The following is a 16,170-nucleotide window of genomic DNA, read 5'->3' on the forward strand; positions in this document are numbered from 1 at the left end:
CGTCCGGCCATGACCGAGTCGCTGACTGCCTTCGAACTGCTGCTGCAGATCGACCAGCGTTGCCGTGTGCTGGCGGCGGACTTGCCGTCCCAGCCGACCCGACAAGACAGTTGGAGCGGCATCGGCTTTCGGCTGGGCGAGCACTGGTACGTCGCGCCCATGGGCGAAGTCAGCGAAGTCTTGCATGAGCCGCGGTTCACGCAATTGCCGGGGGTCAAACCTTGGGTCAAGGGCGTTGCCAACCTGCGCGGGCGTCTATTACCGATCATCGAACTGTGCGGCTTCTTTTCTGGTTATGAGCTTGGCCATGAGTTGTCGGCGGTGCGTAGGCAGCGGCGGGTGTTGGTCGTGGAACACAACGAGGTGTTTGCCGGGTTGATGGTCGATGAGGTTTTCGGCTTGCAGCACTTTGCCCAGAACAGTCTGGAACCGGTAGAGACCTTGAGTGGCCCGATTGCACCGTTCATCAAAGGCCGGTTCCAGCGTGAGCAGAGCTGGCAGGTGTTCAGCCCGTTTGCATTGGCGCAGTCACAAAGCTTTATGCACGTAGCGCTGTAAACGCGAACGCATTGCCTTATGTAGCAGCTGCCGAAGGCTGCGTTCGAGGGCGAAGCCCTCGCAAAATCAGGCGGCGTGTTTTTTTCAGATGCACCGTAGCGCCAGAGTTGACGACCGCTTCGCAGTCGGACGCAGGCTTTGCCAGCTGCTGCAAGGGATCGCGTAGGTGTCGAGGATTGGCGGTCACAGAGAATTCAGCTGTTCAGGCGAGGACCGATGATAAAAGCAAAAACAGGCAAGCCAGAAGGGTCGCGCAGCCGGTCACAGATCATCGCGCTGTTCATCGCGCTGATCGTCTTCATCATGCTGCTGTTCGCTAACTTCGCTTACCTCAATACCCAGGCCACGTACGATAAACAGTACATCGGCCACGCCGGCGAGCTGCGCGTGCTGTCTCAGCGCATTGCCAAGAACGCCACCGAAGCCGCTGCCGGCAAGGCAGCGGCGTTCAAACTGCTGAGCGATGCGCGCAATGACTTTGCCCAACGCTGGGGCTATTTGAAGAAAGGCGATCCCTCCACCGGCCTGCCGCCGGCACCTTCCACCGTGCGCCCGGAAATGCGCGCCGTGCAACTGGACTGGGAACGCCTGCTGAAAAACACCGACGCGATCCTCTCCAGCGAACAGACCGTGCTGTCGCTGCATCAAGTCGCCGCGACCCTGGCCGAAACGGTGCCGCAGTTGCAGGTCGAGTACGAAAAAGTCGTCGAAATTCTCCTCCAGCGCGGTGCCCCGGCCGCACAGGTCGCCATGGCCCAGCGACAATCGTTGTTGGCTGAACGGATTCTCGGTGCGGTGAACACCGTGTTGTCCGGCGATGAAAATTCGCAGCAGGCCGCCGACGCCTTCGGGCGCGATGCTGCGCGATTCGGCCAGGTACTCACCGGCATGCTCCAGGGCAATCCGGCGTTTAAGGTCAGTCAGGTTGAAGACCGTGACGCGCGCGCGCGGTTGATCGAGATTTCCGAGCTGTTCGAATTCGTTTCGGGCTCGGTGGATGAAATCCTCGAAACCTCGCCGGAACTGTTTAAGGTCCGCGAATCGGCCACCAACATTTTCACCCTGTCGCAGACCCTGCTCGACGAAGCCTCACACCTGGCCGGCGGTTTCGAAAACCTGGCGGGCGGGCGCAGCACCGACACCATTGGCGGGTATGTGCTGGGCCTGCTGGCACTGATGTCGATCATCCTCATTGGCCTGGTGATGGTTCGCGAAACCAATCGTCAGTTGCGCGAAACCGCCGAGAAGAATGAACGCAACCAGAACGCGATCATGCGCCTGCTCGACGAGATCGAAGACCTGGCGGACGGCGACCTGACCGTGACCGCCTCGGTGACCGAAGACTTCACCGGGACCATCGCTGACTCGATCAACTATTCCGTGGACCAACTGCGCGATCTGGTGGCAACCATCAACCTCACCGCTGGCCAGGTCGCTGCCGCCGTGCAGGAAACCCAGGCCACCGCCATGCACCTGGCGCAGGCTTCGGAGCATCAGGCGCAGCAGATTGCCGAAGCCTCCACCGCGATCAACGACATGGCCCAGTCTATCGACCAGGTCTCGGCCAACGCCGCCGAATCCTCAGCGGTGGCCGAGCGCTCGGTGGAAATCGCCAACAAGGGCAATGAGGTGGTGCACAACACCATCCACGGCATGGACAATATTCGCGAGCAGATTCAGGACACCGCCAAGCGCATCAAGCGTCTCGGCGAGTCTTCTCAAGAAATCGGCGACATTGTCAGCCTGATCGATGACATTGCCGACCAGACCAACATCCTTGCGCTCAACGCGGCGATCCAGGCCTCCATGGCCGGTGATGCCGGGCGCGGTTTTGCGGTGGTTGCCGATGAAGTCCAGCGGCTGGCCGAGCGCTCGTCTGCCGCCACCCGGCAGATCGAAACCCTGGTGCGAGCGATTCAGACCGACACCAACGAAGCCGTTATTTCCATGGAGCAGACCACCACCGAAGTGGTGCGCGGCGCGCGTCTGGCGCAGGATGCCGGAGTGGCCCTGGAAGAAATCGAAGGCGTGTCGAAGACCCTCGCAGCGCTGATCCAGAGTATTTCCAACGCAGCGCAGCAACAAACGTCTTCGGCCGGTCAGATTTCCCTGACGATGAACGTGATCCAGCAGATCACCACGCAGACATCGTCCGGCTCCACTGCCACCGCCGAGAGCATTGGCAACCTGGCGAAAATGGCCAGCCAGCTGCGGCGTTCCGTGTCCGGGTTCACCTTGCCGGCCGCCAAGCCCCAGGCCGCGGATAAAGTGTGAAGCGCCTATGGGCGTTTGCTTTCTTTGACTGGAGCAGTGAACGGAGTGGTTATGGGTGATCGGCACGACTATGTGGCCCTCGAGTGGGTCAAAGGCGAGATTGCCGAAACGCTGAAAGTGGCTCATCAGGCCATCGAAACCCTGCTTGATGACCCGCAGGCGACGCACGCCCTCAGTGAATGCCTGGCCTGCGTCCATCAGGTTCACGGCAGTTTGCAGATGGTCGAGTTTTACGGCGCGGCGCTGCTCGCCGAAGAGATGGAACAGCTGACCACCGCCTTGCAGCAGAACCGCGTCGGTCATCGTGATGAGGCGATCCATCTATTGCTGCAAGCGCTTGGGCAGCTGCCGATTTACCTCGACCGGGTGCAAGGCGCCCGTCGCGACCTGCCGCTGGTGGTGCTGCCGCTGATCAACGATCTGCGCAGCGCCCGTGGCGAAAGCCTGTTGTCGGAAACCAGCCTGTTCAGCCCGCAATTGCCGGACCTGCCACCGCTGGACGAAGCGTCGCTGGCGCTGCTGGAGCCGGCCGATTTACCGAACGTGCTGCGCAAGTTGCGGCAAATGTTGCAGATGGCCCTGGTCGGATTGCTGCGTGAGCAGGACGGCGAAACCAACCTCGATTATCTGACCAGGGTTTTTACCCATCTCGAAGGACTGAGCGGCAACGCACCGCTGAGCCCGTTGTGGCAAGTCGCCTCGGCGCTGGTAGAAGGTATGCGCAGCGGCTCGATCGCCAACAGTCCGGCGTTGCGCCGCCTGTTCAAAGACGCCGACAAAGAGCTGAAGCGCCTGCTCGAGCAGGGCATGCCCGGAATCAATCAGCCGGCGCCGCTAGAGTTGCTCAAGAGTTTGCTGTTCTACATTGCCAAGGCCGAACATCCCACCGGGCAGATGCTGACCATGAAAGATCGCTACGGATTGGACGACGCGCTGCCTGACAGCGCGATGGTCGACGAAGAACGAGCACGGCTGGCCGGTCCCGACCGCGACGCCATGCGTTCGGTGCTGGCCGCGCTGTGCGAAGAGCTGGTGCGGGTCAAGGAGCGCCTGGACCTGTTCGTGCGCAGTGACCGCCAACACACTTCGGACCTCGAAAGCCTGCTGGCGCCACTGCGGCAAATCGCCGACACCCTGGCGGTGCTCGGTTTCGGCCAGCCACGCAAGGTCATCATTGATCAACTGGCGGTGGTGCTGAGCCTCGTCCAGGGCCAGCGTGAGCCCAATGACGCGACCCTCATGGACGTCGCCGGTGCTTTGCTCTATGTCGAGGCGACCCTCGCCGGCATGGTCGGCACCGTCGAACCGGAAAGCCAGGAAGAAAGCCGCCTGCCGACCATCGACCTGACACAGATCCATCAGATCGTGATCAAGGAAGCGCGCATCTGCCTGCAGCAGGCCAAGGACATGATCGTTGACTACATCGACGCCGACTGGGACCGACAGCACTTGCAGCCACTGCCGGCCTTGCTGACCCAGTTGCGCGGTGCGCTGGCGATGATTCCGTTGAGCCGTGCGGCGAGCCTGATCGAAACGTGCAACCACTTCATCCGCGAGCACTTGTTGCTGGATCCAGATCACCCCGGCTGGCAGGAACTGGACAGCCTGGCCGACGTCGTCACCAGCATCGAGTATTACCTGGAGCGCCTCAGCGACGACCCCGAAGCGTCGGGTGAACAGTTGCTCGACGTCGCGGAAAAAAGCCTGGCATCACTCGGCTTTTTCCCCCGCGAGCAGCAGGTGCCGGTGCTTGAAGATGTGCTCAGCCCAAGCGAAGCGCAGGTCATGCAAGATCTGCAGGAACTGGACGACCCTGACACCGTCCAGTCTCTGGCCGATGTCTTGGCCAGCCCCGTGTCTTGCGTCAACCCGCCCGCCCTGACCACTCCGGGAAGCCTGTTGCCGCCACCCGCCGGTGAAGAGCCGGTGGACGATGAGTTGCGGGAAGTCTTCCTCGAAGAAACCGATGAAGTCCTCGAAATTCTCCGGGAATACCTGCCGCGCTGGTCGTCCAATCCCGACAGTCAATCGGCCTTGAGTGAACTGCGCCGGGCCTTCCATACGTTGAAAGGCAGTGGCCGGATGGTCCGCGCTTTGGTGCTGGGCGAACTGGCCTGGGCGATGGAAAATCTGCTCAACCGCGTACTGGAACACAGCGTTCCACCGGGGGCGGCGGTGCAGCAACTGCTGGGCGACGCGCTGAATCTGCTACCGGAACTGGTGGCCGAGTTTGCGGCCAATGCCCAGCGCCAGCGCAACGATGTCGACCAATTGGCCGCACGCGCCCATGCCTTGGCCAAGGGCGATGAATCGATACTCGATGAAGACGCACAGGACGTCGCAGCCCTCGATCCGTTGCTGCTTGAGATCTTCCGCAACGAAGCCGAAACCCACTTGGGCAGCCTCAACCGCTTCCTCGATCAAGCCGCCGAGCACGTGCCGTTGCAGGCTAGCGACGAGTTGCAGCGAGCGCTGCACACCCTCAAGGGCAGCGCCTCCATGGCCGGCGTATTACCGATTGCCGAGCTGGCGACGCCACTGGATCATCTGGCCCGGGAGTACAAGGCGCACCTGATCGCCCTGGACCTGGATGAAGTCGAACTGTTGCTGGAAGCCGAAGGACTGTTCCGTCTTGGGCTGCGACAGCTCAAGACTGATCCACTGGCGGAGATTCCCGGCGCCCGCTCGTTGATCGAGCGAACCCAGGCATTGCTGGCCGAGCGTCTGGAAACCCTCCTGAGTGCACCGAATACCGGGTTGCGCATCAAGCGTGATCCGCAACTGATCAATAACTTCCTCGCGCAAGGTATGGACATCCTGCTGGACGCCGAAAGCCTGTTGCAGCGCTGGCAGCAACACCCCGGCGAGCGTCAGGAACTCAGCGCGCTGCTGGATGAATTGACCACCCTGGGCGAGGGCGCCCACCTGGCTGACCTGCATCCGGTGGATGAGCTTTGCGAAGCGTTGCTCGATCTCTACGGTGCCGTGGAAGAAAGCAGCCTGGCGGTCAGCGAGGCGTTTTTCCACGAGGCGCAAAGTGCCCACGAAGCGCTGATCAACATGCTCGACGAACTGGCCGCGGGCCAGGAAGTCAGCCCGCAACCGGAGCGGGTCCGGGCCTTGCGCGGTTTGCTGGATGCGAGTCTCGATCCGTCGGCGATGGGGCTGATTCGCAGTGACGGCAGCCGTACCTTGAGCATTCGGGAACTGGGCAGCGCCACGGCCGAACTGGCGCAGAACGCGACCCAGGTTGAAATGGACGATGAGATCGTTTCGATCTTCCTCGAAGAAGCGGTGGATATCCTCGAAAGTGCTGGCCAGGCCTTGCAGCGCTGGGTGAGCGACCCGGACAACGCCGCGCCATTGTTGTCGTTACAGCGTGATCTACACACCCTCAAGGGTGGCGCGCGGATGGCCGAGGTCGAGCCGGTCGGTGATCTGGCGCATGAACTGGAAAGCCTTTACGAAGGTCTGGTGGACCGCCGCTACACCTACAGCGAAGCGTTGGCGCAACTGCTGCAACAAAGCCATGAACGGCTCGCACAGCTGCTTGATCAGTTGCAGAACCAGCAGCCATTGGGCGATCCAGACGAGCTGATCGTGGCCATTCGCGCGTTTCGCCAGGGCATTGTCAGCGCTGTTGAAACGGTCGAACCTGCCCGGGCCGAAGATTCACCGGGCCATGATCCGGAGCTTCTGGATATCTTCCTCGAGGAAGGTTTCGACATCATCGAAAACTCCGGCGCGGCGCTGGTGCGCTGGCAGGCCGAGCCTTCGAATCGTCAGGAAGTGGAAACCCTGCTGCGTGACCTGCACACCCTCAAGGGGGGCGCGCGGATGGTGGAAATCGCACCGATTGGCGACCTCGCCCATGAGCTGGAATTCCTCTACGAAGGCCTCTCGGCTGGCGTGCTGCAACCCACCGCCGCGTTGTTCGACTTGTTGCAAAGCAGCCACGATCGACTGGCGCAGATGCTCGATGCGGCCCGTGCCGGTCATCCTTTGCCGCCGGCCGATCGATTGATCGACGCGATCAAGAATTTCAGTCATCCGGCAGTGACCGACACACCGGCACCGGTCGTAGTGTCCGCAACGCCGAAAGCCGAGACGCCCGCACCGCAACCCGATGCCGGCGGGGACATGGTCAAGGTCTCGGCTGAGTTGCTCGATGACCTGGTGAACCTGGCCGGCGAAACGTCGATCTTCCGTGGCCGGATCGAACAACAGGTCAATGATGCGCGCGTGACCCTGAGCGAGATGGAAACCACCATCGAGCGCATGCGCGACCAGTTGCGTCGTCTCGACACTGAAACCCAGGGGCGGATTCTCAGCCGCCAGCAAGTCGACGCCGAACGCCTGGGCTACGAAGAATTCGATCCGCTGGAAATGGACCGCCACTCACAATTGCAGCAACTGTCGCGCGCGCTGTTCGAATCGGCCTCCGACTTGCTCGACCTCAAGGAAACCCTCGACCGACGCAATCAAGACGCGGAAAACCTGCTGCAACAGCAGGGCCGCATCAACACCGAATTGCAAGAAGGCCTGATGCGCACGCGCATGGTGCCGTTCGAGCGGATGCTGCCGCGTTTGAAGCGCATCGTCCGTCAGGTCTCCAGCGAACTGGGCAAGGACGTGGAGTTCATCGTCGGCAATGCCGAAGGCGAGATGGACCGCAACGTCCTGGAACGCATGGCCGCGCCGTTGGAACACATGCTGCGCAACGCGGTGGATCATGGGCTGGAATCGGCCGAGGTGCGTATCGCCGCGGGTAAACCGGCTCAGGGTCGAATCACTTTGGACCTGTCGCGAGAGGGCGGCGACATCATTTTCGACATCCGCGACGACGGTGCCGGCGTGCCGCTGGACGCGGTGCGGCGCAAGGCGATCAAGCGCGGGTTATTGGCCCCGGACAGCGACATCAGCGACCGCGATGTGCTGCAATTTATCCTGCAACCGGGGTTCTCCACCGCCGAGAAAATCACCCAGATTTCCGGGCGCGGCGTCGGCATGGACGTGGTTCACGAAGAGGTCCGGCAACTCGGCGGCAGCATGAGCATCGACTCTGTGCCAGGGCAGGGCGTGCACTTCCGGATTCGCCTGCCGTTCACCGTGTCGGTCAACCGGGCGCTGATGGTGCAATGCTTTGATGATCAGTACGCGATCCCGCTGAACACCATCGACGGCATCGTTCGCGTGCTGCCCAACGAACTTGAAGGGCACTACCGGCTCGATCCGCCGACCTACAAATACGCCGGGCAACACTATGAACTGTGCTACCTCGGCGAACTGCTGAAAACCAGCCACCGCCCGAAACTGCTGGGCCAGAGCCTGCCGCTGCCGGTATTGCTGGTGCAGTGCAACGAGCGGCACATCGCCGTGCAAGTCGACTCCATGGCCGGCACTCGCGAGATCGTGGTCAAAAGCCTCGGCCCGCAATTTGCGGCGGTGCAGGGGTTGTCCGGAGCAACGATTCTCGGCGACGGACGGGTGGTGCTGATTCTCGATTTGCTGGCGCCGATCCGCGCCATGCAGGCCCGTGTGCCGCAACAGTCAGTGACTCAGGAGGCGGAGGTCGAGCCGCATAAACCGCTGCTGGTGCTGGTGGTCGACGATTCGGTGACCGTGCGCAAGGTCACCAGCCGTTTGCTGGAACGCCACGGCATGAACGTGCTGACCGCCAAGGACGGTGTCGACGCCATGCTGCTGCTTGAAGAACACAGGCCTGACCTGATGTTGCTGGACATCGAAATGCCGCGCATGGACGGCTTCGAGGTGGCGACCCAGGTACGCGCCGACGAACGTCTGCAGCACCTGCCAATCATCATGATCACCTCCCGCACCGGGCAGAAGCACCGCGACCGTGCCATGGCCATCGGCGTCAACGACTACCTCGGCAAGCCGTACCAGGAATCGGTGCTGCTCGAAAGCATCGCCCTGTGGAGCAAAACCCATGCTTGAGCACCGCACCAGCAACCTCACCGGCCTGCTGCTGCCCCTGGCCGACCGCAACCTGATTCTGCCCAACGTTGCTGTTGCGGAGCTCATTGATTACCAACCCAGTGCCTTCGACCTCGACACCCCGCCGTGGTACCTCGGGCGGGTAACGTGGCGGAACCGGCAGATTCCGTTGCTGAGTTTTGAGTCGGCGTGTGGGCAGAAAATCGTGATCGGTGAACGGGCGCGGATTGTCATCCTCAATGCTCTCGGCGGGCGGCCTGATTTGAAATTTATTGCACTGCTGGTGCAGGGGATTCCGCGGTCTTACAAGCTTGATAGTCAGTTGAGCTATGTGGATGTGCCGTTGTGTTCGCTGGAACAGGCGGCGGTGCAGGTGGGGGAGCAAGTGGCGAAGGTGCCGGACTTGTTGGCGCTTGAGGAATTACTGGTGAATGCCGGGTTGACTTGACTGGCCCCATCGTCGGAACGCCGCCCGGAGCAAGCTCGCTGGGTCAGCGTAATGAAAGTCTCGTCGCGCACTTCGGCGAGATCAACTTCGGTCCGTTGGGCAAACTTTGAATCCGCCGGTGTGGCGAGAAAGATGTCGTCGGAAAACAACGGGATCTGCTCGCAGTCCGGGTTGTTGACGCTCTCGTCCAGCGACACCAGGATCGCGTCGACTTCCATGTTCTTGAGCTTGTACAGCAGGTCGAAGTTCGAGCCGAGGATCAGGTCGATATTGAGCTCGCTGCGGCGGATCTTCAGGCCCATGATCAGCTGCGGCACCGTCTTCATTGTCTTCACCGTCAGCGAATACAGCGAGCCCAGCTTGAAGCGCTCGGCGGAGAAACCGGCGGCTTCGCGGGTCAGGCGCCAATTCTCAAAGATCACGCCTGACAGAAGTCAGCACCAGAAATAATCCGCGATCACCCCTCCCTACAGCCAGCGTTAGTCTCGTGACAGAAAACTGGTAGTTCTGTCAGGTGCGGCTGCCTCGTAACTGTTGCATTCTGACTGACACTTTGGGTTCTGTTCCAGGAGTCTGTATGCCCCTGATTGATGAGGTTCAAAGCGTCTGCGAGCGATTGGCGTCCGCTGGCTGGCGCGATCTGCTGATGCTTCATGGGCTGGATATCCAGGCCCGGCCGCTGGCCGACGAGTTGAATAAAGCGCTGTCGATTGACCGCACAATCAAGGGCTTTGAAGACTTTTCGTTGCAAGGCACATGCGGGGTTGAGGCCGGCCATCCGGCGCGCAGTCTGCTGTACCACGCCTTGGCATCGCCCAGTGTGACAGAAGGCGCAGGGGCAACCCCGCTCGCTGATTTCGCGACTGGGGCAGAGTTAGAGACACTGCTCAACTATGTGTACGGCGTTTCCCCTCCGACACTGGCGCAACTTCAGGCACTGGCGGGTGCAGATGCGACCTTGGGGCTGGCGGTGTTTGCGCTTGAATACCGGCTTGGACCAGGCACGACGCATCGCAAGCATGCCGACCTTTGTTTCTCCCGCACCGGTATCGCACGGGTCGGCACCGATGCCGTGCTGTACGACGCTCGCCTGCGTGGCTTCAGCCCTTTTGTGCAGAATAAGCCTCATGCCATGCGGGTCGTGCCGGCGCGCTTCAGTGCATACATAGCCGTGCAGCAAAAAGGTGGGGTAAGCGATACGGGGGCAGCAGGTGATGAAGAACTGGATTTCTGGTTTCCGCTGCACAAGGTGTTCAATGGCCCCGAATGCATTGCCGGGCTCGATGTGGAGCTGGATCTCGAGGCATATCACGTCAATGACAAGTTGCGGCAGTTCCACATCAGGAGAGGGGCTGATGCGGACTGGTCTGAACCCGACATTTCGAAAGCGCCATTTGTGCTTACTAATGGCCTTGCCGAATGGGGTGCCAGTCCGGTATTCGGGGCCGGCTTGAATGTACCGGTAACCCGGCCAAGGCTGGTTGAGCCCGCCTTGTTTAACAATCAATTAGTCTCTTTCAGGGTCCCGCCCGGCGCGAATTTTGGTGGTTATATCATCAATAAACGCCACAAGTTACTGGACAGTGGCTTGATCTGTGACTTGAACAAAGATCAAGACATGGACGCGATTGTCAGCGCCGGGAACTACCGGGCATTGCACTTTATAGACTTCACTGCTGAAGGCTGGGTCAAGGCCAATTGTCCGGCGCTGAGTGCACACATTCCCTTGAATGTAGCCGCCTACTCAATTCTATCCGCACCTGATTTTTACCCGGGCTGTGGACAAGCGGAGTTGATTGAGTGGGCAGAACAACAGGCGTTTCCCGAGCCCATCTGGTACGTCACTTTGAATGCTTTATCTGCACAGAGGCTGGCAGGTAACCCGGAACTGGCAGGGGGGCATTTCGTAGAACAGGACAAAGGTATCACCGCGCTGGTCTCTCAGCGATTGCCGGGTATGGGCGCCGCAACGACGGGGCCTTCTGCAAGTACCAAGCGTCCGTCCTGGCTGCCCGATCAGGCTGCGGGCACCTTTAGCCCGGGATGGGAAATTTCCACAAATGGGGGCTTTAGGCCGACATTTCTCTGCGGCTACAACTTGGGCAGCCCGTTTACAGAAGACGTGAGAATCTGTTCGGCCGCGGGCGGCTATTGGCCCGCCGTGACACCTGACAGTGCGAGGACATTTGAGCCATGGCCTACAAAACCGACAGTCATACCGCTGACGGATTCTGAAAATGGTCAGACCGGCGGGGCATCCTGGGATGGCGAAACCGGGCCACGTCTGGTTATGGCAGATGGGCGCCAAGTGGTCGAATGCACCGCTTATACGTACAGCGATTACACGAATAGAGCACTGGCCGGGCAGTTGTCGCTGTCGGTCACCGGGCAGACTTCACGCGAGGAATATCAGCAACGGATTCTCGCCATGCATTCGGCTTACATCGCCGTAGGTGCGACCACTCGCACGCGGCAAGGGGAGTGGTCAGTGCTGTCCTTTGTTGATGTCTTACGTCCTGATTTGGTCTTGGATCAGGCAGAGTCTGATGCAAAGGTGCAGCTGGAGGGCGATGTGCACTTCTTCAGGATTTACCGATACGGCGCCCTATCGACACCCGCTGATTTCACTCGGCGTCACGTTGAAATACTCGAAATGGTCGAGCTTTTTATCGGGGGTAAACACCTTTTGATCAACAGAGACAAGATGGGCTGGCAGGCCCGCCCTCGTGACTGATCACGATGTGGTCATCATCGGCGCCGGGCCTGCGGGCACCGCAGCGGCCATTTTGTGTGCTCAACGAGGATTGCGGGTGGCGCTGTTGGAGCAGGCGGTTTTCCCGCGCGAGCGTCCTGGTGAGACTCTGCAGCCTGCTGTTGAGCTTTTGCTGCAACAACTGGGCGTGGCCGACGCGGTGCAAACGGCAGGTTTTTTACGTCATACAGGCCATTGGGTGCAATGGGGGAGCGCACGCCAATTCAGTGCCTTCGGTCAAGGTGCGACGGGACCGTGCCGGGGCTTTCAGATTCCTCGCGATGTGCTGGATAACTTGCTGCTGTGTCGGGCCGCCGAGTCGGGTGTGCAGGTGTTGCAACCTTGTCGTGTACTTAGGGTGATCAGGGACCGGCAGCGGGTATGCGGAGTACAAACCCGACAAGGTGATTTCACGGCCCCTCATTTGATCGACGCCAGTGGCGCCTGCAGCTGGTTGTCACGTCAGCTGCAACTTCGCTGGCGAAAATTTTCGCCGCGTCTGATCGCTCACTATGGTTATGCCGCCGGGGTGTGCCTTGAAGATAATGTTTTTTGCGGGATTGAGGCTGACCCGCTTGGCTGGTATTGGACTGCGAAGATCGGCGAACGCCGTTACCACTGGACCCGTCTGAGCTTTTTCCCTGAAAACCAAGCGCAGGACATTCCACCTGCCACGTTCAAACACCTGGCGGCATCCGGCCCGGTACGCGGGGCCGATGTGACCTGGCGTGTAGGTCAGCAGGCGGCCGGCGATGGCTTCTTTATCGCGGGGGATGCGGCTTTTGTGCTGGACCCGGCGGCATCACAGGGCGTGTTGAAGGCGTTGATGTCAGGAATGATGGCCGCGCATGCGGTGATTCAAGCGCGGAGTACGCCTTGGCATGAACTCAGCATCCAGCAGCAATACCAGCAGTGGGTGAATGAGTGGTTTAACCGCGACCGGCACAAGATGTGCGAGTTATACCGGGCTCATCCATTTCCCCCAACGTGGCTGTTGAACCGCTAAGCAACCTTTTTGCCCGGTGATTGCCTAGGGAACATTGCACTTTTAACCTTCAAGCCTGAGCCTTGCGCATTGTTGTATTGGATTTCGAGGTGAGCAACACATGTATCACGGGGAAAGATTGAACGCCTGGACGCATTTGGTTGGGGCAGTGGCGGCGTGTGTCGGGGTGGTGTGGATGCTGGTGATTGCCAGCCTGGACGGCAGCCCGTGGAAGATCGTCAGCGTGGCGATTTATGGTTTCACCTTGATGGTGCTCTACAGCGCCTCGACCGTTTACCACAGCGTGCGTGGGCGCAAGAAAGCGATCATGCAGAAGGTCGATCATTTTTCGATCTACCTGCTGATTGCCGGCAGCTACACGCCGTTCTGCCTGGTGACGCTACGCGGGCCGTGGGGTTGGACGTTGTTCGGGATTGTCTGGGGATTGGCGCTGATCGGCATCCTGCAAGAGATCAAACCGCGTTCGGAAGCGCGGATTCTGTCGATCGTGATCTACGCGGTGATGGGCTGGATCGTGCTGGTGGCGGTCAAACCGTTACTGACGGCGTTGGGCCGTACAGGTTTCGCCTGGCTGGCGTCGGGCGGCGTGTTGTACACCGTGGGGATTGTCTTTTTTGCCCTCGATCATCGACTGCGCCATGCCCACGGGATCTGGCACCTGTTCGTGATCGCCGGGAGTTTGCTGCACTTCGTGGCGATCCTGTTTTATGTGCTGTAGACCGAGGCGCGGCCATCGCGAGCGAGCTTGCTCGCGATAGGGCCCTAGAAGTCACCCCAAAGCTGTTGGGCAACCGCTAATGCAACAACCGGCGCGGTTTCAGTCCGCAAAACGCGCGGCCCAAGGCGGGCGGCGTGAAAACCGCCGACCTTGGCCTGATCCACTTCAGCCTCCGACAATCCACCCTCCGGCCCGATCAAAAAAGCCAAGGTCCCAGGCTTGGCATGGCTCACCAGTGGCTCGGCCACCGGGTGCAGCACCAACTTCAATTCTGCTTGAGTCTGCTTCAACCAGTCCGCCAGCAGCAGCGGTGGATGAATCACCGGCACCCGTGAACGCCCGCATTGCTCGCAAGCGCTGATCGCCACTTGGCGCCAGTGCATCAGGCGTTTGTCGGCGCGCTCGTCCTTCAGCCGGACTTCGCAGCGGTCGCTGAAGATCGGGGTGATTTCTGTGACGCCCAGTTCGGTGGCTTTCTGAATCGCCCAATCCATCCGCTCGCCACGGGACAAGCCTTGGCCGAGATGGATCTGCAAGGGCGACTCGACCTGCCCGGCGAAGCTTTCATCGATCTGCACGACCACACGCTTCTTGCCGACCTCCACCAGCGTGGCGCGAAACTCATGGCCCGAACCGTCGAACAGTTGCAGCGCATCGCCCTCGGCCATGCGCAGCACGCGGCTGATGTAATGGGCCTGGGCCTCGGGCAACTCGTGTTCGCCAGTGCTCAAGGGGGCGTCGATAAAGAAGCGGGACAGTCTCATGCGGATTCTCTTTAATTTGATCGTTCCCACGCTCTGCGTGGGAATGCCTCACCGGACGCTCCGCGTCCGCTTTTTGGGACGCAGAGCGTCCCTGGCTGCATTCCCACGCAGAGCGTGGGAACGAGCGTCGTTCAATCAGCCCGGATCGCGGAAGCCCGGATGAAAGTCTTTTGGCACCGATACGCTGACGCTATCGCGAGTCGCGATGTCGATGCCTTCGCTGGCCACTTCGGCCAGAAAGTCGATCTGCTCAGGCGTGATCACGTACGGCGGCAGGAAGTACACCACGCTGCCCAGCGGTCGAAGTAAAGCACCACGCTCCAACGCATGCTGGAACACTTTCAAGCCGCGACGTTCTTGCCACGGATAAGCTTCTTTGCTGGCCTTGTCCTTGACCATCTCGATGGCGAGCACCATGCCGGTCTGACGCACTTCCGAAACGTTCGGGTGATCGGCCAGGTGTGCGGTGGCGCTGGCCATGCGCTGGGCCAGGGCCTTGTTGTTCTCGATGACGTTGTCTTCTTCGAAGATATCCAGCGTCGCCAGGGCTGCCGCGCACGCCAGAGGATTGCCGGTGTAGCTGTGGGAATGCAGGAAGGCGCGCAGGGTCGGGTAGTCGTCGTAGAACGCGCTGTAGACATCTTCGGTCGTCACACAGGCCGCCAACGGCAAGTAACCGCCGGTCAAGGCCTTGGACAGGCAGAGGAAGTCCGGGCGGATGCCGGCCTGTTCGCAGGCGAACATCGTCCCGGTGCGGCCGAAGCCGACGGCAATTTCGTCGTGGATCAAGTGCACGCCGTACCGGTCGCAGGCTTCGCGCAGCAGTTTGAGATACACCGGGTGGTACATGCGCATGCCGCCTGCGCCCTGGATCAGCGGCTCGACGATGACCGCGGCCACGGTGTCGTGGTGCTCGGCCAAGGTCTGTTCCATGGCGGCGAACAGGTTGCGCGAGTGTTCTTCCCAGCTCATGCCTTGCGGGCGCAGGTAGCAATCGGGGCTCGGCACCTTGATGGTGTCCAGCAGCAGGGCCTTGTAGGTTTCGGTGAACAGCGGCACGTCGCCCACCGACATCGCTGCCATGGTCTCGCCGTGGTAGCTGTTGGTCAGGGTGACAAAACGCTTCTTGTTCGGCTGGCCGCGGTTGAGCCAATAGTGAAAGCTCATTTTCAGCGCGACTTCGATGCAGGACGAACCGTTATCGGCGTAGAAACACCGGGTCAGGCCTTCCGGCGTCATTTTCACCAGGCGCTCGGACAACTCGATCACTGGCTGATGGCTGAAACCAGCGAGAATCACGTGTTCCAGTTGATCGACCTGGTCCTTGATGCGCTGGTTGATCCGCGGGTTGGCGTGGCCGAATACATTGACCCACCAGGAGCTGACGGCGTCGAGGTAGCGTTTGCCTTCGAAGTCTTCCAGCCACACGCCTTCACCGCGCTTGATCGGGATCAGCGGCAGCTGTTCGTGGTCTTTCATCTGGGTGCAGGGATGCCACAACACCGCGAGATCGCGTTGCATCCACTGATTATTCAGGCCCATTTTCAGTCTCCTCGAGGCGGCTCGCTGGGTGCGCGGGCAAACAATCGCGCAAGCCTATGCAATGCGCGGCGTGGGGACAACCCATTGCGTGGATTGAGCTACTTTGTATAGGTCGGTCGACGTCGCTGGCGGCCTTTTGATGGCTGACGT

Annotated in this window: 9 protein-coding genes and 1 pseudogene; 7 read left to right on the forward strand and 3 right to left on the reverse strand. The window is 60.5% G+C overall.

Annotated features, from left to right (window positions below; translation table 11 throughout):
- The first annotated feature begins 9 nt into the window (after window positions 1-9).
- The 4 genes from QK293_RS24890 to QK293_RS24905 all read left to right on the forward strand — a co-directional run bounded on the left by QK293_RS24890 (window position 10) and on the right by QK293_RS24905 (window position 9,238).
- Window positions 10-558 (forward strand): chemotaxis protein CheW, encoded by a 549-nt coding sequence (locus QK293_RS24890; protein WP_282382331.1) that lies wholly within the window; start codon window positions 10-12, stop codon window positions 556-558.
- Between the two features lie 216 nt (window positions 559-774).
- Window positions 775-2,832 carry a methyl-accepting chemotaxis protein gene (locus QK293_RS24895; RefSeq protein ID WP_282382333.1) on the forward strand — a complete coding sequence of 686 codons (2,058 nt, stop codon included), beginning with the start codon at window positions 775-777 and terminating at the stop codon, window positions 2,830-2,832.
- Between the two features lie 51 nt (window positions 2,833-2,883).
- Window positions 2,884-8,790 (forward strand): Hpt domain-containing protein, encoded by a 5,907-nt coding sequence (locus tag QK293_RS24900; RefSeq protein WP_282382337.1) that lies wholly within the window; start codon window positions 2,884-2,886, stop codon window positions 8,788-8,790.
- A complete protein-coding gene (locus QK293_RS24905) occupies window positions 8,783-9,238 on the forward strand; it encodes a chemotaxis protein CheW (protein WP_282382339.1) in 456 nt (151 codons plus the stop codon). The genes QK293_RS24900 and QK293_RS24905 overlap by 8 nt, the downstream gene beginning before the upstream one ends.
- A gap of 17 nt (window positions 9,239-9,255) precedes the next feature.
- Here the strand turns inward: QK293_RS24905 and QK293_RS24910 are convergent.
- Window positions 9,256-9,642 (reverse strand): annotated as a pseudogene (locus QK293_RS24910) (LysR substrate-binding domain-containing protein); the annotation flags it as partial.
- A gap of 173 nt (window positions 9,643-9,815) precedes the next feature.
- Here QK293_RS24910 and QK293_RS24915 point away from each other — a divergent pair.
- The 3 genes from QK293_RS24915 (at window position 9,816) to QK293_RS24925 (ending at window position 13,714) form a co-directional block, all read left to right on the forward strand.
- Window positions 9,816-11,972: a hypothetical protein gene (locus tag QK293_RS24915; RefSeq protein WP_282382341.1), complete on the forward strand. Its 2,157-nt coding sequence runs from the start codon at window positions 9,816-9,818 to the stop codon at window positions 11,970-11,972.
- On the forward strand, window positions 11,965-12,996 hold the full coding sequence (locus QK293_RS24920; RefSeq protein ID WP_282382342.1) for an FAD-dependent monooxygenase: 1,032 nt from the start codon (window positions 11,965-11,967) through the stop codon (window positions 12,994-12,996). The genes QK293_RS24915 and QK293_RS24920 overlap by 8 nt, the downstream gene beginning before the upstream one ends.
- Window positions 12,997-13,096: 100 nt before the next feature.
- On the forward strand, window positions 13,097-13,714 hold the full coding sequence (locus QK293_RS24925) for a hemolysin III family protein (protein WP_282382345.1): 618 nt from the start codon (window positions 13,097-13,099) through the stop codon (window positions 13,712-13,714).
- Between the two features lie 44 nt (window positions 13,715-13,758).
- Here the strand turns inward: QK293_RS24925 and QK293_RS24930 are convergent, their stop codons facing one another.
- Together QK293_RS24930 and QK293_RS24935 are read right to left on the reverse strand one after the other, a co-directional pair.
- Window positions 13,759-14,478, reverse strand: a complete 720-nt coding sequence (locus QK293_RS24930; protein ID WP_282382347.1) for a 16S rRNA (uracil(1498)-N(3))-methyltransferase — start codon at window positions 14,476-14,478, stop codon at window positions 13,759-13,761.
- Window positions 14,479-14,613: 135 nt separating this feature from the next.
- Window positions 14,614-16,020, reverse strand: a complete 1,407-nt coding sequence (locus tag QK293_RS24935; RefSeq protein ID WP_282382349.1) for an adenosylmethionine--8-amino-7-oxononanoate transaminase — start codon at window positions 16,018-16,020, stop codon at window positions 14,614-14,616.
- Between the last annotated feature and the right edge of the window lie 150 nt (window positions 16,021-16,170).

The organism is Pseudomonas sp. AL03 (genome assembly GCF_029960815.1).
GTDB lineage: Bacteria > Pseudomonadota > Gammaproteobacteria > Pseudomonadales > Pseudomonadaceae > Aquipseudomonas.